Source organism: Desulfosarcina variabilis str. Montpellier (genome assembly GCF_048565275.1).
In the GTDB taxonomy this organism is placed as follows: domain Bacteria; phylum Desulfobacterota; class Desulfobacteria; order Desulfobacterales; family Desulfosarcinaceae; genus Desulfosarcina; species Desulfosarcina variabilis.
In genome coordinates this window covers 9,150,042-9,172,738 of record NZ_CP159846.1, presented here as the reverse complement: position 1 = coordinate 9,172,738, position 22,697 = coordinate 9,150,042, and the positions used below count along the sequence as shown (strand labels likewise).

The following is a 22,697-nucleotide window of genomic DNA, read 5'->3' as shown; positions in this document are numbered from 1 at the left end:
ATAACTAGTGTGCGTCCAGAAATAGGAAAATTTGTTCGAGATCAAGGCGCCCGAAAAATTTTACCACAGGCATATGGTTGATATTCCGAGGATAAAATTTTTTGTGCAACGCCGATATCGGGCAAATTGGCCATTTCTGGATGGATACTAACTGCCCGTTCGGGTGGGAAGCACCGGCCCGGCGGACAACCTTTGTCGCGGAGTCCATCATGGGCCGTTCAACCATGGGCAAGGTGCTCTGGGTCGATCTGAGTACCGGCACCATCACCACCGAATCCATTTCCGACGATATTTTTCATCGATTCCTTTCGGGAACCGGATTGGCCGCTTATTTGTTGTATCAGCGGATTCCGGCCGGTGCCGATCCTTTGGGACCGGACAACATCCTGGGGTTTGTCTCGGGGCTCCTGACGGCCAGCGGGTCGCTGTTTACCGGCCGCTGGATGGTGGTGGGTAAAAGCCCCTTGACCGGCACCTGGGGCGATGCCAATTGCGGCGGCAACCTGGCGCCGGGGATCAAGGGCTGCGGCGTGGACGGCATTTTCTTCACCGGCCAGAGCGATCGGCCGGTTTATCTGTATGCCGATACCAAAGGGGCCGAACTGCGCGACGCTACCTTTTTGTGGGGCAAGGATGCCATGGAGACCGAGCGGCTGCTCATCAAGGCCCACGGCAAAAAGCAGCGGGCCCGGGTGGCCTGCATCGGCATGGCTGGTGAAAAGCGGTCGTTGATCAGCGGCATCGTCAACCACGGCGGCCGGCTGGCGGCCCGCAGCGGGTTGGGTGCGGTTATGGGGGCCAAGCGGCTCAAGGCCGTCGTGCTGTGCGGTGCTCACCGGGTGGATGTGCATGATGCCAAACGCATGAAAGCCCTCAGCCTGGAATGCAACCGCCATGTGGCCTTCCAGCCCCCATTTTTAAACGGCACCATGACTGCCTATCTGGGATCGATCATGCGTGTGCTGCCGACCCAGATGGAGATCGACGGGTTTTTATACAAAATCATGCTCAAGAAGTGGGGCACGGTCAATCAGAACCAGATGGCCATCGAAATCGGCGATGCCCCGGTAAAAAACTGGAAGGGCTCCAACCGGGATTTTGGGTTTGACCAATCCAAGCTGATCAATCCCGATGTTTTCACCGAGCCGGTGGTGGCCAAATATTTCTGCTATTCCTGCCCCTTGGGATGCGGCGGGATCAACCTGGCGCCGGACGGCAGCACCGAGGTGCATCGGCCCGAATACGAATCCACCATTGCCCTGGGCGGGTTGTGCCTCAATGAAGATACCGACAGCATTTATTATTTGAACGAACTGCTCAACCGTGCCGGCATGGATACCATTTCGGCCGGCGGCACCGTGGCCTTTGCCATCGAGTGTTTTGAAAACGGGCTGCTCACCGAGGCGGATACGGATGGATTGAAGCTGACCTGGGGCAACAGCGAGGCCATTGTGCGGCTGGTGGAAATGATGGTGCGTCGGGAAGGCATCGGCGATCTTCTGGCCGACGGGGCCAAACTGGCGGCCCAGCGTATCGGCAAGGATGCCGCGCCCATGGCCATCAACGCCGGCGGGCAGGAGCCGGGCATGCACGATGGGCGCTATGATCCCGGATTTGCCCTGCACAACGTGGTCGAACCCACGCCGGGGCGCCATACCATCGGTTCCTACATGTATTATGAAATGTTTCAGCTGTGGCGCAAGATCGCGCATCTGCCCGACCCGTCCCTGATTTACCTGAAAAGTTCCAAGTATCAGGCCAACCGGGAAAAGGCGATCATGGGGGCCAGTTGCAGCAACTACATGAACGTAATCAACGGCGCCGGCGTGTGCCTGTTCGGTGCTTTTTTGGGGGCCCAGCGCATTCCGGTGTTTGACTGGCTCAACGCGGCCACCGGGTGGACCGATTCACCCGAGGCGTATCTGACCATCGGCCACCGCATCCAGACCGTCAAACAGCTGTTCAACATCAAGCAGGGCATCGCCCCCACGGACGTTCGTATCAGCCGCCGGGTTCTGGGCGATCCGCCCCAGACCACGGGCGCCAATCGAGGCCGTACGGTGCCCATTGAAAAACTGCGCCGGTACTACTGGCGCGAGATGGGATACGATCTGGAAAACGGCGTGCCCACGCCGGAATGTCTGCATGATTTGGGATTGGAGGCCCTGTGACCGGCCGGAGGATGCCACTTAACGTGCGGCAAAAGGTATTATGACCTACGAAATAACCAATCGCTGTGTGGGCTGCGGGGTGTGCAAGCGCATCTGCCCGGTGGATGCCATCAGCGGCAAGCGGAAAAAACAGCATCGCATCGATCCCGACGTGTGTATCGCCTGCGGCGCCTGCGGTCGCATCTGCCCCCATGCAAGCATCAACGACCCCCAAGGGGTGCTGTGCGAGCGTATCCGCATCCGTTCGCGCTGGCCACGGCCGGTGTTTGATCTGAATCTCTGCATCGCCTGTACCATCTGCGTGGAAGCCTGTCCCACGGCTTGCATCGATCTTGCCATGGACCGGGGAACCCGCGAGACCCTGCGCCGGCCGTTTTTGAAGAATGAACGCCACTGCATCGCCTGTACTTTCTGTCAGCAGGACTGCCCGGTGGATGCGATTGTGATGTCCGATACAAAATAAAATCCCCTCCCGGGTGTTAAACCGAAAGAGGGGATTTTTTTTACGGCATGTAGAAAAAATACTGCTATAGCACTTGTTTAAAAATGCTGGATCAGGCCCGATAACAAGGCGGAAAACGACTCGAAAGCGGAGCATATATGTAATATGTGAGCATTTTGAGTCGTTTTCCAACGCCGTTAGCGGGGCTTAGACGGCGTTTTCAAGCAAGTGCTTAGACTACCTTGAACTTATACACCTCATTGGAATCCGGATCGATCACATGCACCGCACAGGCGATACAGGGGTCGAAGGAGTGCACGGTTCTGAGCACTTCCAGAGGCTGCTTGGGATCGGCAATGGGGGTGCCGATAAGCGATTCCTCCACCGGGCCGAGCTGCCCTTTTTGATCCCGGGGACCAAAATTCCAGGTTGACGGCACCACATACTGGTAGTTGCCGATCTTGCCGTCCTCGATTTTGATCCAGTGGCCCAGGGCGCCGCGAGGCACGTCGTTGAGGCCCACGCCCTTGGCGCTGTCGGGCATTTCGTAGGGTTCATAGGTCTGGGTGTCGCCGCCCTTGATGTTTTCGACCAATTCCATGACCCAGTTCTGCATGGCATCACCGACGGCGATGGTTTCAAGGCCCCTGGCCGCGGTCCGACCCAGGGTCGAGAACAGGGCGCCGGCCGGGATGTCCAGTTTTTTAAGGGTGCTGTCCACCAGGGGTTTGATGTCCGCGTGGCCTTTGCCATAGGCGACCAACACCCGCGCCAGCGGTCCCACTTCACAGGACAGGCCGTCGTAACGCGGCGCTTTCAGCCAGGTGTATTTGCCGCTGTCCGGACGGTATTTGGGATCTTCCTGGAGGGGTTTGGTCTCACCATCGTAAGGATGCAGGGCCGGGCCGTCTTCATACCATCCCCGGGTGACCTCTTCGGTGACTTTTTCCTGGTCGGTCATATCGATATTGGCCAGATCCCGTTTGCGGATCACCCCCCGGGGCATGTACAGGCTGTCGGGCTCGGCCTCGCTCTGGGGGAAATCGCCGTAAGCCAGGAAGTTGGTCGTGCCGCCGATGCCGCCCCAATCCTTGTAAAACGAGGCTACGGCAACCAGATCCGGGATGTAAACGTTTTTGACAAAATCCTGGGTTTCCTTGGTGATATAAAGGAACTCGGCAATGCGGTCCGGGGTCATGTCGGCCACGCTGGTCACGCCGCCGACCACCAGAGACTGGGGATGGGGGTTTTTGCCGCCGAAGATGGCGTGCATGCGGGCCGCGCGGGCCTGCAGGCGCAGGGCCTCGATGTAATGGGCGCAGGCCATCAGGTTGGCCTCGGGCGGCAGCTTGTAGGCCGGATGGCCCCAGTAGGCATTGGAAAACGGTCCCAACTGGCCGCTGTCCACGAAGGTCTGGATGCGCTGCTGCACTTGTTTGTAGTAGGCGGTACCGCCCATCTGGGCATTACTGACATTGTCCGCCAGGGCGGCGGTTTTCTTGGGATCGGCTTTGAGGGCGCTGACAATATCCACCCAGTCCAGGGCATGCAGATGATAAAAATGAACCAGATGATCGTGCTGGTATTGGGCGCCGTGGAGCAGATTGCGGATCAGCCGGGCGTTTTTGGGGATTTTCAGGCCGATGGCATCGTCCACGGCCCTTACCGATGAAATGGCGTGTACATAGGTACAAACCCCGCACGAGCGCTGCACGAAATGGTGCGCATCCCTGGGGTCCCGTCCCTGAAGGATGATTTCAATGCCCCGGAACATCTGTCCCGAACTCCAGGCATTGACAACCTTGCCGCCGGCCACTTCCACTTCGATGCGAAGATGGCCCTCTATTCTGGTGATTGGATCAACAACTACGCGTTTGCCCATTATATGTCCTCCTTTATTTTAAGCCCTTACATCTCTTCGTAAAATGGGGTCATCGTATCCCAAAAATCCGGCTCACTGCAGCCGATACAGGGATGACCCGCCTCCACCGGCCAGCTGGTACCATCGTTGAACTTGGCAATCGGGCAGTTGTTATAGGTTTCCGGTCCACGGCAGCCCACCTTGTACAGGCAGTAGCCCAATGCGGCTTCCTCGCTGCCGAATTCCTCCACAAACTCTTCGTTTTCAAAATGGGCGCGCCGGGGGCATTGATCATGAATGGTTTTTCCATAGGCAAACAGGGGACGGCCGCTTTCATCCAGATCGGGCAGTTTGCCCAGCAGAAGGTAGTTGACCACCGTGCCGACCAGGTTGATCGGGTTCGGGGGGCATCCGGGGATGTTCAGGGTTTTGATGCCCAGCGCATCGCTGACCCCCTTGTAGCCGCCCGGGTTGGGCTTGGCGGCGGGAATCCCGCCAAAGGAGGCACAGGTGCCGATGGAAATAACCGCCGCTGCCTTGGGGCAGACTTCCTTGGCGATTTCCAGAAAGGATCGGCCGGCGACCTTGCCGTATCCGCCGTTGTATTTGGTGGCAATGGACCCCTCGACCACGCAGATGAATTTGCCATCATATTTTTTCACAGCGTGATGAAGCTGCTCTTCGGCCTGCTGACCGGCCGCCGCCATAATGGTTTCGTGGTATTCTACGGAGAGCACTTCAAGAACCAGTTCATCGATGTAAGGATACTGAGTTCTGAGCAGGGCCTCGGAACACCCGGTGCACTCGCCGAAATGCAGCCAGATCAATGGGGGGCGCTGGACCGGTGCGGCAAACACTTCGGCAACCTTGGGAACGAATGACGCGGACAACCCCATGGTGGCGGTCAATGCCGTGCAGTACTTCATGAAGTCTCTTCGTGAGACGCCTTTTTCCTTCAGCCTTGCGTAAAATGATTTTTCCCTTTCCATTGGCACCTCCTGATGCGGATTATGGATGATTATGGATACAAAAAAAGTAAAACCAGCCCACCGCCAACCACCCTGTCTGTGTCTGAACACAAACACCACGGCCGCGGCTGAACTGGTTCAACTAATTCTCTCAACGGTGTAGGATCTTATTATTTAAATTTTAAAGGCAATAAAAAAAAGTAAACAGTGTTTAGAATTATTAGTGGAAGACCCTGGTGAAGTCAAGGGTAAATGCGGTTTTGGCTATCTTTCAGGTGGGTTGGAATCAGCACCGGAGAGGCTTGCCGGGCATCATTGACAGCAAAAAAAGCGCCTCCATTCCAGGCGCTTTTTTTGCCATACAGCGTCTTGTCAGCTTTCGTCCATATTGGAATCGCCGTTTGAAATTTTTATGGTTTTTTTAAGATCTTTGGGGATGCCTTTGTCTTCAAAATCATCCTCGATATCTTCCTCGAGCAGCTCATCCACATCCAATGACGAGTCGTCATCTTCATTTTCATCTTCCTCAGCCGTTGTTTCTTCCTCTACGGCAGTGAACATTTCTTTTTCTTCAAAAAACAGTTCGGCGGATGTGTTGCCGCCGGGAGCCAACATGTCGAGGATATTATCGGCGATTTCTTCGGTGTAGCTTCCTGGAGGATACATGTTATGGGTGCGAAGGGACTGGACCAGCGCCGTGCGACCTTTTTGGGCGGCGGTTTTAATTGTTTCCAGATCGTAGGTTTCCTCGCATAGCAAAGAGAGCATTTCCTTGTCCAGTTCGGCGTATTCCTGGATCACCAGTTGATTGCTCTCGTTATTTAACAATACCACATATTTCTGTTTCATTCTAATCATCCTCCAAAGGCTATGGAATGCTGTCTCGATTGTTGTGCTCGGAGGAACATCATAAAATATCTATGATGTCAACCATCATTTGGTATATCTGATATATAGCCCAGGCAACCTGTAAAAGACAAGTCCGTGTGCAGGATAAAAGCATTGACGCTGAAAGTTCGAAATGGTAATGAGGCGGAATATCTCGGAGGAGGGATGGCCGAGTGGTTTAAGGCGGCGGTCTTGAAAACCGTTGAGCGAAAGCTCCGTGGGTTCGAATCCTACTCCCTCCGCCATAAAAACGGGTTGCAATTTTTGATTTGTTCTTTATAAGTATGGTTTCTTTACGGAGAGATGGCCGAGCCGGCTGAAGGCGCTCGCCTGCTAAGCGAGTGTGGGGGGAAACTTCCACCGAGGGTTCGAATCCCTCTCTCTCCGCCATTATTTCAAATAGTTAGCCCGATTTCGAAAGCTCGAAATCGGGCTAATTTTTTGCCTGATTTTGGTTGTAAACAACGTTTACCGACCAACTTTATTAAGATGCTGTGGAATGCGCAAACAGCCTATCCCGATTTTCTTTTTATTTCTGCTGATACCTTTTTTTCTGGTCGCAGCGTTTTTATTCGCACCATCCTATGCCACCGCTTTTTCTGTGCCCCAGGTACAAGCCAGTATCAACAACCGCCTGGACGGTCAATCAGCGGATAGCTCCCTTGTCATTCAGGGCGTGTCGATCAGCGGCATGCAAATGATACCGCTGGCCTATCGCAGCAGAGCGTATATGCCTTTTTGGGTCGATGACCAGCTGAACCTGGACGCGGCCAGGGCACTGATCGAGGCCATCGGGCGGGCAGGGGACGACGGCCTGTTGCCGGCGGATTATCATTTGATTGCCGTTTCTCGGTTGGTGGCTGAGCTGGCTCAAGCGCGGACAGCGGGCCATCAGGTATCGCCCGATCGGCTGGCCGATCTGGACCTGATTCTGACCGATGCCTTCCTGCTGTTGGGAACCCATTTGTCGATCGGAAAGGTAAATCCCAAGACCCTGCTTGCCAGATGGACGGTTGATCCGGGGCAGGTGGCTCTGTTACCAGCCTTGATCCAGGCGGTGGAGACCGGGGATGTGGCCGCTGCCTTAAGTGCCTTGCGACCATCCCACAAGGGGTACATCGCATTGCGTAAGGAATTGGCGCAATTGCGAAAAATTGCCGAATACGGCGGCTGGTCCACACACCAGGACCTCCCCGTGCTGCGACCGGGTGATCGGGGGCAGGAGGTCGAGGGACTACGCCATCGGCTGCTTGCCGGTTGGGACCTTGACCCATATGTCCAGGTGAATGATCCACAGCGTTTTGATGGCGGTTTGGTTGAGGCGGTTAAACGCTTCCAACGACGCCACGGATTGGACGACGATGGCGTTGTCGGGCCTGCAACAATGGGGATGTTGAATGTATCGGTGGAGCAACGGATTCGTCAGGTAGAGATCAATCTTGAACGATGGCGGTGGCTGCCCCACCAATTGGAAGAGCGGTACGTTCTGGTCAATATGGCCGATTTTACGCTTGGCACCGTGGATGCAGGCCAAACCGTGCTGACCATGCGTGTTGTCGTGGGCCGGCCGGCAAGGCGATCACCGGTGTTCAGCTCAAAAATTTCCTATCTGGTGGTAAATCCCTACTGGACCGTACCGGCAACCATTGCCGTGGAAGATATTTTGCCCCTCGTCCAGAAAGATACCAATTACCTGACCGAGCGGGGGATACGGGTCTATTCGACCTGGCGGGCGGACGTCACTGAAATGGATCCGACCACCATCGACTGGCAGGTTTACCATAAGGATCGCTTCCCCTTCACCCTGCGCCAGGATCCCGGCCCTCACAATGCACTGGGGCGCGTCAAATTTATGTTTGCCAACGCGCATGCCGTGTACCTGCACGGCACGCCGGATCACACGATTTTCAATCAGATCCAGCGGGATATCAGTTCCGGATGTATCCGGCTGGAGGACCCACTGGCACTGGCCTATTTCCTGATCGAGGGGGATCCGCGTTGGACAGCGCATGAACTGGCCAAGCAGGTTGAAAGTGGGCAACCATTGAAAATTCAGCTGGATCATCCGGTGCCGGTCCATCTGTTGTATATGACGGCCTGGGCCGACGCTCAGGGTATTCTCCAGTTTCGCGGGGACATTTACAATCGAGATCCTTTACTGGACAAGGCCCTTGGCCAACGTTTTAGTGGGAAAAAGTAGAGTAGGGCGCCTGCGGCAGCGAAGGTTCCTTGATCGTTGCTTACCCCTTCCAGGTTCTGAATGCCCCGGTATCTATGTGCACAAAATCAGAGCGTGGGTAGTAACCGACGCCGCCCTCTTTCAAATCCATGCAAACCTTGCGCAATTGACGGGTCTTGCACCCGGGCAGGCGGATGTCGATGGCTTGTCCTAGCATGTGATAGCTGAATTTGGCCACGCCTGTGGTTCGTTTGCGCAATTGGGCATTGGTCTTCGGGCTGCGGTATCCGGAAATGATGTGAAAGGGGGTGCTGCACCCCAGTTCGCGGTGAACACAGGCCAGCAGATCAAGCAGGGCGGGATCCATGGCTTTGATCTCTCCGGTACGGTGATCCCTCAGGATATGATTGATTTTGGCCATGGCATCGGGACGGTAAGCCCCGTTTTTAAAGTAGCAGACGCTCAGTCGTTCACCGGTATGGGTGTTGTAAAAAGAGAGTGACCGGCGGGTATGATCCGGTAACAGGGATCCCCAGCCTGCCGAAGGCAAAAAACAGGAGGCTAAAAGACCGGTACCGATTTTCATGAAATCACGTCGACTGCAATGGCTCATAAATCTTTCCTCATTTTGATGAATTGGATGTCTGGGCACATTTGCGGAAGACAAAAAGCAAAATTCATACCTGAATGTTAAATGTGGGGAGTAAACCGGCCATTTGATGTTTTTCCCATTTTACCCTAAGTACCTTCTATTGCATACTGTTTTTTAATTGTTGAATTACGTTTCAACGGTCAGGACACCCGCCCGGAAAATGGCGGCTATTCGTCAAGAGGTGCACTTTTTGTCAACCGATTGACAGATATTTGCAGGCTTAAACAATCCGCTGGAATTGTTTTTCCAGATCGGCAACACGCCAGCGCAGCCAGATGGGCCGGCCATGGGGGCAATGGGAGGGATTGTCGCAGCCGTCCAATTGCTCGAGCATGGCCTTGATCTGAGCCTCGCCAAGGCGCTGGTGGGCCCGGATTGCATTGTGGCAGGCCATGACCATCAGACACTCGTCGAGAATCTTTTCCAGTCCGGCATGGATGCCGATTTCGGCTGTTTTTTCGACAAGCTGGGTGATCAGCGCCGGAATATCGCCACTGTGCAGCAGGGTCGGCATGGATTTGACGACAAACGTGTTGCCCCCGAAAGGCTCGATCTCCAACCCATAGCGATCCAGTTCCGGTGCCAGGGTTTCAAGGATTTGGGCTTCCTGAAACCCCAGGTCGATGGTTTCAGGCAACAGCAGGCGTTGAACCGCCGGGGCTCGCGTCTCGGCCTGGTGTTTGAGTGATTCAAACACGATGCGTTCATGGGCCGCATGCTGGTCAATCAGAATCAGCCCGTCGTCGGATTCACAGATAATGTAAGTCCCGTGGTATTGGCCGATAACGGTCAGATCGGCAAAGAATCGTTTCTTCCACAATGGCGCCTGCGCGTTGGGCCGGCGGGTGCCGGGCGGACGGACGGGGGGTGGTGGGTCAGCGGTGATCGAGGAAGCCGTCGGCGATTCCGATGACCGGTGATCTGAATTTTGTGCTGGGGCGACATTGTCCACCGGTGTCTGATGTCTGGGCGTCCGGGAATTGTCGGTAGGCCGGGCAACGACGCGCGGCTCCGTATAGACGGCATGGCTTTCCGAGACACGCTGGAAAGGGTCTGGAGCGGGTGGCTTGGCGACACGCGATTCTGCCGGCTGCCGGTAGGTTGGATCGGATTGGCGCAGGGCCTCGCTGACCGCGTCGCGGACCGTGTCATGAACCTGTCTTTGGCGCACAAAGCGGATTTCATGCTTGGTCGGATGCACATTGACGTCCACCTGGTCAAAGGCAACCTCAAGAAACAGCACGGCCACCGGATACTGGCCTTTCATCAGACGTCCGGAATAGCCGGCAAACAGGGCGTGCTGAATGACCCGGTCCTTGACCCAGCGACCGTTGACGAAAAGATAAATTCCCCGGGCGGTGGACCGGTTCAGGCGCGGCACGGCTACCCACCCACTGACCTTGGCGGCATCGCCGGCCCGGGTCACCGGTTGCAGTTCTTTTTTTACGGACGCGCCGAGAACATCAATGGCTCGATCCAGTGGATCGGTGGCCGGGGCCCAGTCTTTGACCACACGCTGGTTATGGATCAGCCGGAATTGAACACGAGGGCGGCAAAGGGCCATGCTGGCGATGGTGTCGGCAATGTGCCCCATCTCCGTGTTGATGCTTTTTAAAAATTTACGCCTGGCCGGGGTGTTGTAAAAAAGACTGGCCACCTCGATCAATGTGCCGGCAGGAGCGCCGATGTCGGTGACTTTTTTGATCTGTCCGCCGGCCACGTCGATGCGTGTGCCCACATCGGCATCACTCTTGCGGGTAATGATGGTGAAACGGGACACGGCGGCGATGCTGGGTAGGGCTTCACCCCGGAATCCCAGGGTGCGGATGGAAAACAGGTCCGGGTCGCTGGCGATTTTGCTGGTGGCATAACGTTCCAGACACAGCAGGGCGTCGTCGCGGTCCATGCCCTGACCGTTATCCGATACCCGGATCAGCTTGCGGCCGCCCTGCTGCACCTCGACAATGATCCGCGTGCTGCCCGCATCAATGGCATTTTCGACCAGTTCCTTGACCACGGAGGCCGGCCGTTCCACCACTTCACCGGCGGCGATTTTATTGGACAGGATTTCAGGAAGAATTCGAATCGTCGACATTTAGGCGATCAGGATGTCTCCTTATAGCTTCGGGTCAGGTATTCGGCTTCCATGGGCGTCAGGTTGAACATCAAACAGGCCTCTTCCATAAGCTTTTTATGGGTTTTGGCACTGCCGGCCTTTTCTTCCTCGGATATCCACTTGACGGCCTTGCGTAGGTTTTCGCCCTCGGGCTGGATGGTGGTCATGACGCCTTCCTTTTTTGTTTATTCAAGTGTCGGTTTTTTGTCCTGGATGCCGGCCGCCGCCTCGAACCCCCGGGCGATGCGAAACAGCATGGCCTCACCAAAATGACGCCCCATGATTTGCAGTCCAATGGGCATGCCCTCATCGGAAAAGCCGCAGGGGACCGAGATGCCGGGAATGCCGGCCAGGTTGGCCGACAGGGTAAAGACGTCTGACAGGTACATGGTCAACGGATCATTCAAGGTGGCGCCGATGGGGTAGGCCGGCGTGGGTGCCACAGGTGATACGATGGCGTCACAGGATTCAAATGCCTTTTGAAAGTCGTTTCTGATCAGGGTGCGAATCTGGGAGGCCTTGCCGTAATAGGCATCGTAATAACCGGCCGACAGGGCATAGGTGCCCAGGATAATGCGGCGCTGCACTTCCGGACCAAAGCCCTGGGAACGCGTGTTGCGGTACATTTCCATCAGATCGGTCTGGGATTTGTCGCGGAAACCGTATTTGACGCCGTCATAGCGGGCCAGGTTGGAACTGGCTTCACTGGGGGCGATGACATAATAAGCGGCCACGGCATGTTCGGTGTGGGGCAGGGCCACCGTGATGGTGCGGGCGCCCAGGGATTCGATGGTAGCAATCGCCTTTTTGACGGCTGCATCCACCTGGGGATCAAGTCCCTTGGCATTGGTGTATTCTTCGGGGATACCCACGACCACGTCGCTTAGATCCCCATCGGGGATATCGGCAAAGACCGGAACCGGCTCATTGACGGAGGTGGAATCCCTGGGGTCGTGACCGGCAATGGCATCCAGCATCAGAGCGCAGTCGGTCACGCTTTTGCCCAGCGGCCCGATCTGGTCCAGGGACGAGGCAAAGGCCACCAGCCCGAACCGCGATACACGGCCATAGGTGGGTTTGATCCCCACCACGCCGCAATGGGAGGCGGGCTGACGGATAGAACCGCCGGTATCCGAGCCCAGGGCCCCCAGGCACATATCCGCCGCCACGGCGGCAGCCGAACCGCCACTGGAGCCACCGGGAATACGTTCCAGATTCCAGGGGTTGCGGGTGACCTTGAAACCGGAATGCTCGTTGGTCGAACCCATGGCGAACTCGTCCATGTTCAGCTTGCCGACCAATACGGCCCCGGCTTTTTTCAAATGGGTAATAACCGTTGCATCGTAGGGCGGAATGAAATTTTCCAGGATTTTCGACGCACAGGTGGTGCGCAGGCCTTTGGTACACATCAGGTCCTTGATGCCCAAAGGGATTCCTGTCAGTGTATCGGCAGTGCCGTCGGCCAGGCGCTGGTCGGCCTCCTTGGCCTGGGCCAGTGCCCCGTTGGTATCCACGGTCAGGTAGGCATCGACCTTGCCGTCCACCGCCTCGATGCGGTCAAGCACGGCGCGGGTCAATTCCACACTTGATATTTCTTTATTTTTCAGCAGGGCGGCGGCCTGCGCGATGGTCAGTTGGTGGAGTGTCATCAAAAATTCCTTACAATTACAATCCTTTAAATTACCTTGGGAACCACGAAGGCACCGTCGTCTTTTTCGGGTGCATTGGCCAGGGACGACTCCTGTGACAGATGAGGGGCTTCTTCATCCTCTCGGAAGGCGTTGGTCAAGGCCGTCGCATGGGACGTGGCCACGACACCGGTGGTATCCACCTGCTTCAATGTGTCCACATAATCGAGAATGGTGCCGATTTGCTCGGCAAACCGGTCAATCTCCCCTTCTGCGATATCCAGCCGGGCCAGGCGGGCAACATGCAATACTTCGTCTTTGGATATTTTCATCAGCGACGTCCCTTTTTGGTAAACCCCTTTTTAGTAAACCCATAAGAGGGTGGGGAGCATTTCTAATTCATGAAGCACTTCGATGAGTTCTAAAAACCCAAGCAGCCAGACGAACCACAAGGCATCCAGCATGTGCCGTTTGATCACTTTGGGCCGCACCACATAGGTGTCAGGCTCCATAAACCCGGACATTTTTGGAAAAAACCGCGGTACGGTTTTAAAGTAGTTGGAAAATGCATTCCCATGGCGCTTGAGCAGTACGGATTCTTCACTTTTGATCACAAATGGATAATAAGCAGCAAAGGCAAACAGGACCAGAATAGGAATAATCAGGGTCTCCGTTGCCAGGGCAACCCCCATCGCGCCGATCAGGCTGAAAAAGTACAAGGGATTGCGGGTCATGGAATAGGGGCCTTGCATGACCAGCACATCGGTTTTGTAGCCGGCGATATATACCGAGCACCACAACCGTCCCATGGAAGCCACCGCTGCCAGTACAACCCCCATGAAAAAGAGCGTTTCTGCAAATAACGGCCACCGTTGATTGGTGGCGCTGGAGGACAATAAGATGATCATCAAGAGCGCCAATACGAACACACGGGAAAGAGCAATTCTAATTTTTTCAATCATTTTCAACTCAGCTCGATGCAATCGGTCAACAGATAAGCGACTCAGATATTAATTGTTCGCAACTTCCACCAGAATAGGAGCGTTTCGGTTCTTCTTCAAGCGTGCCAAGTCTTTGCCTGCCTGCCGTTTGTTCTGGTAATAGCCCACACGGACCCGAAACCAGGGTTTCTTACCTGTGGCGGCATGTTTTGACAGGTAAGCAGGATAGCCTTCCTTTTTCAGATTTGCAATAATTCGTTTGGCCGCATCGGCATCCCTTAAAGATGCCACCTGAATGGTCAGACTGCCTTGCTGGGCGGCGGCCGGTTTTTGTTTTTTTGCGCTGGCCCGGACTTCTGGCTTAGCCGCCCGGGCTTTTTTTTTTAATGACGCCACCGGTATTTTGTGGGACGTTCCTCCTGTTTGACGGCTTTTTGTCCCGGATTGCACCCTGGCCTGTACGGTGGTGTCGGGACCATCTTTTTTCAAGTCCTCATAAAAATCCACGACGGCCTTTTCGTCCTCACCGCGCATGGCTTTCTCGATCGCATCGCGTTCCTTTTTCACCATGCTGTCCCGCAGGGCGGCCAGCTCCTTTTGCAGGGCCTGGGTATCGAACTCTACTGGTGCCGTTCCGCGGCCTACCAGCATTCCTAAAATAAACATCCAGACCGCAACGCCAAAAAGCAACAGATGTCGACCCCAGGCGATACGGCCGTTTGGTTTGGTGGCATTGCCCTCTGTCATAGAAAACCGTCTAATGGGCCATGTTTAAACCTAAGCTAAGCTCAGGTTTGAGTATGTTGGGGATCGTATCGCTTACATGCGCTCTGGTGCCGATACCCCCAAAAGCGACAGGCCATTGCGGATCACTTTTTGAACCGCCGTGACCAGATAAAGCCTGGCGCGGGTCAATTCCAGGTCGTCTTCACACAACACGCGATGCCGATTGTAATACGTGTGAAAGTTTTTGGCCAGGGCTGTCAGATAATAGGTGATGCGATGCGGTTCCATCAAGGCCCCGGCTGTTTGCACGGCTTCCGGATAACGCGCCAGGGCTTTGATCAGGGTCACATCTTCACCGGTGTCCAAAGCCGACAGATCCGATGGCTCAACAGTGCCCAGCTTCAGCCCGTCGGCCTCGGCCTTGCGACGGATACTGGCGATGCGTGCATGCACATACTGAACATAATAGACTGGATTGTCGTTGGTTTTTCTCTTGGCCAGTTCCAAATCAAAGTCTAGCGGGCTGTCGTAGTGACGGGTCAGGAAGATAAAGCGCGCGGCATCCCGGCCGACCTCCTTGACCACTTCGGCCAGGGTCTCGAATTTGCCGGCCCGGGTGGACATGGCGATGGGCTGGCCGTCCCGCAGCAGGTTGACCAGTTGCACCAGCAGGACATCAAACTGATCGCGCCGGTATCCGGATGCTTCCACGGCGGCTTTCATACGCGGAATGTATCCGTGGTGATCGGCGCCCCAGACATCGATGACTTTTTCAAAACCGCGGGCGAACTTGTCCTTATGATAGGTGATGTCTGAGGCAAAATAGGTGGTTTGTCCATTCTGGCGCACCACCACGCGGTCTTTTTCATCCCCGAACGCACTGGTTTTAAACCACTGGGCGCCCTCTTTTTCGTAGATCAGCCCTTTGTTTTTGAAATCCTGGATGTCTGTTTCGACCTTGCCGGCATCGTAGAGGCTCTGCTCGGAAAACCAATTGTCAAAGGTGATCCCGAAATCCACCAGATCGGCCCGCATGCCGTCGATGATTTTTCCCGCCGCATACCGGGCGCAGACCATCAGCGCTTCCGACTCGTCTTTTTCAAACAGTTCCTTCCCGTCCCGCTCGATCAGTTCCCCCGCCAGATCACGGATATAATCGCCCTGGTAGCAGGTGTCCGGGAATTCCACACTGTGGCCCAGTTGCTCACGGCCGCGCAGGTAAACCGACAGGCCCAGGGTCTGGATCTGCCGGCCGGAATCGTTGATATAGTACTCTTTTTGAACATCATAGCCGCAAAAACGCAGAATATTGGCTGTGCTGTCACCCACGGCACCGCCCCGGCCGTGCCCCACATGCAAGGGGCCGGTGGGATTGGAGCTGACGAACTCGATCTGGATGCGTGTGCCCTGGCCCAGATCGCAGCGGCCATACTGATCGTCCTGTTCATGAATGGTAGTCAGTACCGGATGCCAGGCCGACGGCTGGATGAAAAAATTAATGAATCCCGGACCGGCGATTTCCGTGCGCTGGATGATACCGGCGGTATCATCCAGATGGTCGATCAGGGCCTCGGCGATCTTACGCGGAGCCATGCGCTGGGTTTTGGCCATCTGCATGGCCATGTTGGTGGAAAGATCACCGTGGCTGTCCGCCTTGGGTTCTTCCAGTAGCACCTCACAAAATTCAGATGAAGGCAGAATGCCGTTTTTGTGGGCCGCCGCAGCCGCGGCCAGAATCAATTCTTTGAGCTGGTTTTTCATTTATTCATATCGTCCTTCGCCGGGACGGCGGCCAGGTTGACCGGTGACCCTCCAACCGGCGATAAAAGGTGTCATTGTCACGGTTTTTGCTAACGCCCAGTTCATAAAGAGTTTTAGGGACCAAGTCAAGACGCTTCCCGGCTAAAGCACTCAACCTCACTACCTCACTGCGGTTATCCAGGGTGGCCCGGTGTTTGCTCTTGCATCTGGGCGTGTTCCCACGTATTTTATTTCGCGGTTCTCCAGAAAGCTCAATTTGGAGACGAAAAGCTTCCGACACGGTTGTTTAGTAAAAGTGTTAAGTTTCAAGTGTTAAGTGTTAAGTCGTGGATCAGATCTGGTTTTATATAGGAATCGATAGGATGCCTTCCCTTAACACTTCAAACTTACCACTTAACACACGGGCCCATCGACCAGTTAAATTCATGCAACTATGCTGGGACAGATGTCAGCTGGAGCTTTCCGGATAACCGGATTTTATTTTTTTGCCGGGCCTGTGAGCCAATCTGCTGCCGGGATTCTATACCAGACCCAATATCCGTCAAAGGATTTATTTCTATTATGAATTTGAGTCACTGCAAACAGCGGCAGAAACTGGCCGTTGATGTGGAGGCGGTGTGTCGCCTGATCGCGGCGATTCAATTGCCATCCGGTGAAATACCCTGGTCCAGGGGAGACAAAACCGACCCCTGGGATCATGTGGAATCCGCCATGGGACTCACCGTGGGTGGTTTTTATGCCCAGGCCCGACAGGCCTATTTATGGTCGCGGTCCATGCAACGGACCGACGGCAGCTGGTATGCCGCGTATCGAACGGGAAGCCCTTCCGATCGCACCCGTGAAACCAATCTGAGCGCTTACATTGCCGTGGGTGTGTTTCACTTTTGGCGGGTCACCGGGGACCGGGCGTTTTTGGCGCTCATGTGGGATACCGTGCGCCGTGCCATCGAATTTGCCCTTTCGCTGCAGCGGCCGGGAGGCGAGATCTACTGGGCCATCAGTCCTTTGGGCAAGGTGGACCCCATGGCCCTGCTCACCGGCTGCAGTTCCATTTATATGAGTCTGCGCTGCGCGCTGGCCATCGCCGATGAACTGGGCCACCGCCAGCCCGGCTGGAAGGCGGCCTACACGCGGCTGGGCCATGCCATCCGCCATCGTCCTTATGCGTTCAATATGACCAAGTCCCGTTTTTCCATGGACTGGTTTTACCCGGTGCTGTGCGGGGCCGTCACCGGCGCCGACGCCCATGGTCGCATCCAGCGGCAATGGAAAAAATTTGTTGTCAAAGGCCTGGGGGTGCGCTGCGTGTCCGACCAGCCGTGGGTGACCATCGCGGAAACTTCAGAGCTGGTGCTGACCCTGACCGCCATGGGCGAGCGGGAAAAGGCCCAGATCGTTTTCAACTGGCTGACCGACCATGTCTTCACCGACGGGTCGTTCTGGTGTGGTTTTACCTTTCCGGACATGACCCGCTGGCCCGAAGAAAAGATCGCCTGGACCAACGCCGTCGTGCTGATGGCCGCCGATGCCCTGTTCGACCTGACCCCGGCGGCCCGCCTGTTCAGCCAAGACGGGTGGAACGGGCGATGATCAAAGACCACCGCCCATACGTGGTCAAGCGGGCCTGGCTGAAATTCCAGAAGTTCTATGCCCGGCATTTCCTAAGGCCCCAATTGACCCGGCTGGGCACCGGTTTCACCTTTATGCGTCCCTGGCATGTGGAATTGTTTGGCGCCCCCATCCGTATCGGCCGATACGCCACGGTCATCGCCACGCCGGACAAGAAGATCCGTTTGTCGGTCTGGCCGGCCCAGGCGGGCAAAGGCCATATCACCCTCGGCGACTACTGCCTGATCTGCCCGGGGGTGCGCATCAGCAGTGCTGAAGGGATCACCATCGCCGACAACTGCATGATCGCCAATGGTGCGTACATCACCGATTCGGATTGGCACGGCATTTACGACCGGCTCTCTTTTGGCCAGGCCGAGGCGGTCGAGATCGGCAAGAACGTCTGGATCGGCGACAGCGCCATCGTTTGCAAAGGGGTGACCATCGGCGAGAACAGCATCATCGGCGCCGGCGCCATCGTGGTGGAATCGGTGCCGGCCAACTGCGTGGCGGCCGGTAATCCGGCCCGCGTGGTCAAACGACTGGATCCGGAGGAGACCTTTACCACCCGCGCCCAGTTTTTTGCCGATCCGGCAAAACTCGCCCGGGACTTCATGGCCTGGGAGCAGGCCGTGCTGCAGGGCAACACCTATTTTGGCTGGCTGCGCCATCTGCTTTTTCCGGCCAAGGGGGATTGATGGGTGAAAAAACCGCCAACCCGGACCTGATCGCCGTACTTTTGCCCCAAGGGCCGCCCCAACTGGAATGGGCCGCGGCCGGGGCGCGGATGAGCAAGAGCCGCCTGCTGCTGCAGGAAGAGTTGTACGCGCGTTTTGCGCAAGGGGGCCAGGGATGGCTGCTGGGGCTGGGGTTTGCGGATGCCGACGTACCGCTTTCCCCTTCCCTGAATTTCTGGCGGAATGTGGCCGGGCGATTTACCCGGCAATTGATCCGCACCCCGGATCTTGAAACCCTGCGCGGGGCGGTCCGGATCGATCTGCCGCCGCAGACTATCGACACCTGGCTGGCGCGCGCACCCATCATGACCGGGCTCGACTATCTGGACGGTGCGCGTTTGGAAGCGGTCTGGGATCGCCTGCACGAGGTCTGGCAGACCGCCATCCAGGCCTATGATGGCACGGTGGCGGCCTTTGTGCGCACCTATCGGCCCAATGCCCATCTGGTGGGCCGCATTTTTTTTCATCTGGTGGAGAACAAGGATGCCGACCTGCCTTTTGCCTTCCTGGCCACCTATTCCACCCGGCTCAATCAAGAGGGGCAGTCCCGGCACGTCCCGCTCAAGTTCGCCCTGCAGGAATTTGCCGGGGACCGGGAAAAACTGCTGGCGTTGATGGCCACCGTCTATGATGCGGCCCGGTCGTCCCGTTTGATTGGCGATCTGCTGGACAGCGGCAGCATTTTTCAGCCCTTGGCCTGGTCGGCGGATCAGGCCTTTCACTTTTTACAAGACATTCCCATCTTCGAAGATGCCGGGGTTTTGTGCCGGATTCCCAACTGGTGGAAAGCCGGCGCCCCGCGGATTACCCTTGATCTTCAGTTTGGCGGTCAACAATCGGCGTTTGTGGGTATGGAGGCGATTCTGTCCTTTACCCCCCGTTTGCACCTGGACGGTGAGCCCCTGTCGAAAAAGGAGATCGAGCAACTGCTGGCCCAGTCCGAGGGGCTGGCCCTGATCAAGAACAAATGGGTGGCCGTGGACCCGGACAAGCTCGAGCAGACCCTTGCCGCCTACCAGCGGGCCGAAGAATTGACGGCCCAGGGCGGGCTTTCCTGGCTGGAGGCCATGCGTCTGCAACTGAATCCGGGTAGGTTGTTTGGGGATGCAGACCAGACCGACGGACTGGTCAGCGTCAGTCACGACGTGTGGCTGGCCGAGCTCATGCAAAAACTGCGTGATCCGGCAACGCTCAACGACATCCGCCCCGGCAAGACATTCAAGGCCCGCCTGCGCGGCTACCAGCGGGTGGGGGTGAACTGGCTGGGGCTGCTGCGCCAGCTGCGCCTGGGGGCCTGCCTGGCCGACGACATGGGACTGGGCAAGACCATTCAGGTCCTGGCGCTGTTGAATGTGATCTATGCGCAAAGGCGGGCAAAAAAGGACCGACGGCCGCCCAGCCTGCTGGTGGTGCCCGCCTCGCTGTTGGCCAACTGGATGGCCGAGATCCAGCGTTTTTACCCGGCGCTATCCGTTTTCTTTGCTCATCCGGGGATGCAGTCCAAAGCCGATTTACAAAAGGGCGGCAGCGATCTTTTTGCCGGTTGCGACCTTGTCGTAACCACCTATGCCCTGGCCGGGCGTTATGATTTTTTAAAAGCGCAGCAATGGTACTATCTGATCCTGGACGAGGCCCAGGCGATCAAGAATCCGGGCACCAAGCAGACCCGGACGCTCAAGGCCTACCAGGCCCAGCACCGCTTGATCCTGACCGGCACGCCCATCGAAAACCGTCTGTCGGACCTGTGGTCCCTGTTCGATTTTCTAAATCCCGGCCTGCTGGGCACGGCCGCTGAATTCAAACGGTTTACCAAATCCTTGAGCCAGGACCCCTCGCGCTACGGCCTGCTGCGGCAATTGATCCGACCCTACGTGCTCCGGCGTCTGAAGACCGATAAAACCGTGATTCGCGACCTGCCCGACAAAATCGAAATGAAGACATTCACGGATCTTTCTCGCAGGCAGATCGTGCTCTACAAACAGATGGTCGATGGTCTGGAAAAGGCCCTGGCTGAAAAAGACGGCATGCAGCGCCGGGGACTGATTTTATCCTCGCTGATGAAACTCAAACAGCTTTGCAACCATCCGGATCAGTACCTGGGCGAGGGCGGGTATAAGGAGGCCGAATCGGGTAAATTTAGCCGCTTGCGCGAAATCTGCGAAACGGTCCTGGAAAAGCGCGAACGGGTGTTGGTGTTCACCCAGTTCCGGGAAATCATTGACCCGCTGTGCACTTTTCTGGCAGATGTGTTCCAGCGTCCGGGGCTGTTCATCCATGGCAGTGTGCCGGTCAAGGCCCGCAAGCATGCCATCGACCAGTTTCAGGCTGATGCCTATTTGCCGTTCATGGTGCTTTCCTTAAAGGCCGGCGGGGTGGGGCTGAACCTGACCCGGGCCAGCCACGTGGTCCACTTTGACCGCTGGTGGAACCCGGCCGTGGAGAATCAGGCCACGGACCGGGCCTTTCGCATCGGCCAGCGGCAAAATGTGGTGGTACATAAATTTGTTACCCGGGGAACGGTTGAAGAACGGATCGATCACATGATCGAGGAGAAAAAAAAGCTGTCCGACGATGTGATTGCCAGCGGCCAGGAAACCTGGATTACGGAAATGGACGACCGGGAGGTGATGGAGCTGTTCCGATTATCGTTGGAATAAGAGGAGTATCAATGAGCTATTTCCAGTACCCCAAATATGTCAGCGTGGCTGAGAAACGGGCCCGGGCGGAGAAGAAGATCCGCCAGCTGAAAAAGAAAAATCCCAACCTGTCGCCGGTGATCATTGAGGGTCGCACCCTGGCCCACACCTGGTGGGGCAAGTCATGGAACGCCAACCTGGAGCGCTATGCGGACTACAGCAACCGCATCGGCCGCGGCCGCAGTTACGTGCGTCACCTGGCGGTGCTCGATCTTCAGATCGCTGGGGGCAAGGTCGACGCGCTGGTGCAGGGATCGCGAAGCAAGCCTTATTCGGTGGAGATCGATATTGCTGCGCTTGCTCCGCCTATATGGAATACGATCCGGTCGGCCTGTGCCGAGCAGCTGGATTCCCTGCAGGATCTGTTGGCCGGCCGTTTTCCCAAAAGCCTGGCCCACCTGTTTATGCAAAAGGGCAGTGGGCTGTTCCCGTCTCCCGATGAGATTCGCTTTGGCTGCAGTTGTCCGGACTGGGCCTATATGTGCAAACATGTGGCGGCCGTGCTATACGGGATTGGTGCCCGCCTGGACCAGGACCCATCGCTTTTCTTCGTCCTTCGCCAGGTCGACATGGACGATCTGATCACCACAGCGGTTCAGGAAACCAGCCGGCAATGGATCGAAAAGGCCGAAGAGACCACCACGCCGACCATTGCCGAGGCTGATCTGGGGGCGGTGTTCGGCATCGACATGGACGCCGTGCCTGATTTTAATTCGGCCCCCTCTAAAGGCACGAAACCGGCGGGAAAGAAAAAAGCGAAAAATGCTGCCCGGCCGGCCAAAAAACAATCCCGCCCAACAGCCAAGACCACGCCGGCCGATAAAAAGGGCCAAATCTTAAGCCTCATCGAATCTTCACCCAAGGGGATTCGGGCACCGGAAATCGCCGGCACAACCGGTTTTCTCCTGGCGTCGGTGCGGCCGGTGATCAGCCGCCTGATGGCCGACGGCAAAATCCGCAGAATCTCTCGAGGTGTTTATGGACCACCCATCCGGCGCAGATCCAAAAAACAGGCAACAATGACCGACGTGATCCTGAAAATGCTCACCGCCTACCCCAAGGGGGCCAGTATTGCCGAGCTGGTTAAAAAATCCGGCTGTGAGCAAAAACAGGTACAGAACATCCTTTTCCGCTTGCTTAAATCGGATAAAATTCGGCGTGTGGGGCGGGGGATTTACGCTCTCAAATGAAGAGCGAATGCCAAAGGTCAAAATCCAAATGCCAACTGAAGGATCGCATCGATTTAAAACGGACAGCATGCCACCATTTGGCATTTTTCATTGGACATTTGACATTCGCTACAATCGCATGCCGGTAAAATAG

General features: G+C 56.3%; 18 protein-coding genes and 2 tRNA genes. 9 read left to right on the top strand and 11 right to left on the bottom strand.

Annotated elements, in window-relative coordinates:
- Positions 1–140: 140 nt before the first annotated feature.
- Together Dvar_RS41125 and Dvar_RS41120 are read left to right on the top strand one after the other, a co-directional pair.
- Positions 141–2,171 carry an aldehyde ferredoxin oxidoreductase family protein gene (locus Dvar_RS41125; protein ID WP_419659264.1) on the top strand — a complete coding sequence of 677 codons (2,031 nt, stop codon included), beginning with the start codon at positions 141–143 and terminating at the stop codon, positions 2,169–2,171.
- 40 nt (positions 2,172–2,211) lie between these two features.
- Entirely contained in the window at positions 2,212–2,634 is a 423-nt protein-coding gene (locus Dvar_RS41120) for a 4Fe-4S binding protein (protein ID WP_419659263.1), read from the top strand.
- Positions 2,635–2,845: 211 nt separating this feature from the next.
- Here the strand turns inward: Dvar_RS41120 and Dvar_RS41115 are convergent, their stop codons facing one another.
- The 3 genes from Dvar_RS41115 to Dvar_RS41105 form a co-directional block, all read right to left on the bottom strand.
- On the bottom strand, positions 2,846–4,495 hold the full coding sequence (locus Dvar_RS41115) for a nickel-dependent hydrogenase large subunit (protein WP_419659262.1): 1,650 nt from the start codon (positions 4,493–4,495) through the stop codon (positions 2,846–2,848).
- A 26-nt stretch (positions 4,496–4,521) separates the two neighbouring features.
- A complete protein-coding gene (locus tag Dvar_RS41110) occupies positions 4,522–5,463 on the bottom strand; it encodes a hydrogenase small subunit (RefSeq protein ID WP_419659261.1) in 942 nt (313 codons plus the stop codon).
- A 351-nt stretch (positions 5,464–5,814) separates the two neighbouring features.
- Entirely contained in the window at positions 5,815–6,291 is a 477-nt protein-coding gene (locus Dvar_RS41105; RefSeq protein ID WP_419659260.1) for a hypothetical protein, read from the bottom strand.
- A 198-nt stretch (positions 6,292–6,489) separates the two neighbouring features.
- Between Dvar_RS41105 and Dvar_RS41100 the strand changes: the two genes are divergently transcribed.
- From Dvar_RS41100 to Dvar_RS41090, 3 genes are all read left to right on the top strand, one after another.
- A tRNA-Ser gene (locus Dvar_RS41100) sits at positions 6,490–6,575 on the top strand.
- Positions 6,576–6,627: 52 nt separating this feature from the next.
- Positions 6,628–6,720 (top strand) — tRNA-Ser (locus Dvar_RS41095).
- Positions 6,721–6,829: 109 nt separating this feature from the next.
- Positions 6,830–8,530 carry a L,D-transpeptidase family protein gene (locus Dvar_RS41090; protein ID WP_419659259.1) on the top strand — a complete coding sequence of 567 codons (1,701 nt, stop codon included), beginning with the start codon at positions 6,830–6,832 and terminating at the stop codon, positions 8,528–8,530.
- 40 nt (positions 8,531–8,570) lie between these two features.
- On the opposite strand, the gene Dvar_RS41085 is transcribed toward Dvar_RS41090, so the two are convergent.
- From Dvar_RS41085 to argS, 8 genes are all read right to left on the bottom strand, one after another.
- Positions 8,571–9,122 (bottom strand): DUF882 domain-containing protein, encoded by a 552-nt coding sequence (locus tag Dvar_RS41085; protein WP_419659258.1) that lies wholly within the window; start codon positions 9,120–9,122, stop codon positions 8,571–8,573.
- 259 nt (positions 9,123–9,381) lie between these two features.
- A complete protein-coding gene (gene mutL, locus Dvar_RS41080) occupies positions 9,382–11,256 on the bottom strand; it encodes a DNA mismatch repair endonuclease MutL (protein WP_419659257.1) in 1,875 nt (624 codons plus the stop codon).
- A gap of 8 nt (positions 11,257–11,264) precedes the next feature.
- A complete protein-coding gene (locus Dvar_RS41075) occupies positions 11,265–11,444 on the bottom strand; it encodes a hypothetical protein (protein WP_419659256.1) in 180 nt (59 codons plus the stop codon).
- 18 nt (positions 11,445–11,462) lie between these two features.
- Positions 11,463–12,926, bottom strand: a complete 1,464-nt coding sequence (gatA, locus tag Dvar_RS41070; protein WP_419659255.1) for an Asp-tRNA(Asn)/Glu-tRNA(Gln) amidotransferase subunit GatA — start codon at positions 12,924–12,926, stop codon at positions 11,463–11,465.
- A 26-nt stretch (positions 12,927–12,952) separates the two neighbouring features.
- A complete protein-coding gene (gene gatC / locus Dvar_RS41065) occupies positions 12,953–13,237 on the bottom strand; it encodes an Asp-tRNA(Asn)/Glu-tRNA(Gln) amidotransferase subunit GatC (protein ID WP_419659254.1) in 285 nt (94 codons plus the stop codon).
- Between the two features lie 30 nt (positions 13,238–13,267).
- On the bottom strand, positions 13,268–13,867 hold the full coding sequence (locus Dvar_RS41060; protein WP_419659253.1) for a methyltransferase family protein: 600 nt from the start codon (positions 13,865–13,867) through the stop codon (positions 13,268–13,270).
- Between the two features lie 48 nt (positions 13,868–13,915).
- Positions 13,916–14,593: an SPOR domain-containing protein gene (locus Dvar_RS41055; protein ID WP_419659252.1), complete on the bottom strand. Its 678-nt coding sequence runs from the start codon at positions 14,591–14,593 to the stop codon at positions 13,916–13,918.
- Positions 14,594–14,665: 72 nt separating this feature from the next.
- Complete coding sequence (gene argS, locus Dvar_RS41050) at positions 14,666–16,333, bottom strand: arginine--tRNA ligase (protein ID WP_419659251.1); 1,668 nt, start codon at positions 16,331–16,333, stop codon at positions 14,666–14,668.
- A 561-nt stretch (positions 16,334–16,894) separates the two neighbouring features.
- Here argS and Dvar_RS41045 point away from each other — a divergent pair.
- Genes Dvar_RS41045 through Dvar_RS41030 form a run of 4 tightly spaced genes read left to right on the top strand, consistent with a single transcriptional unit; the run spans position 16,895 to position 22,564 of the window.
- The gene (locus Dvar_RS41045) at positions 16,895–17,923 is read left to right on the top strand and encodes a phenyltransferase domain-containing protein (RefSeq protein WP_419659250.1); all 1,029 of its coding nucleotides are present in this window, start codon (positions 16,895–16,897) and stop codon (positions 17,921–17,923) included.
- Positions 17,920–18,639 carry an acyltransferase gene (locus tag Dvar_RS41040; RefSeq protein WP_419659249.1) on the top strand — a complete coding sequence of 240 codons (720 nt, stop codon included), beginning with the start codon at positions 17,920–17,922 and terminating at the stop codon, positions 18,637–18,639. The genes Dvar_RS41045 and Dvar_RS41040 overlap by 4 nt, the downstream gene beginning before the upstream one ends.
- Positions 18,639–21,335, top strand: coding sequence for a DEAD/DEAH box helicase (locus Dvar_RS41035; RefSeq protein ID WP_419659248.1), 2,697 nt, complete (start codon positions 18,639–18,641; stop codon positions 21,333–21,335). The genes Dvar_RS41040 and Dvar_RS41035 overlap by 1 nt, the downstream gene beginning before the upstream one ends.
- A gap of 11 nt (positions 21,336–21,346) precedes the next feature.
- Entirely contained in the window at positions 21,347–22,564 is a 1,218-nt protein-coding gene (locus tag Dvar_RS41030) for an SWIM zinc finger family protein (RefSeq protein WP_419659247.1), read from the top strand.
- Positions 22,565–22,697: the final 133 nt, after the last annotated feature.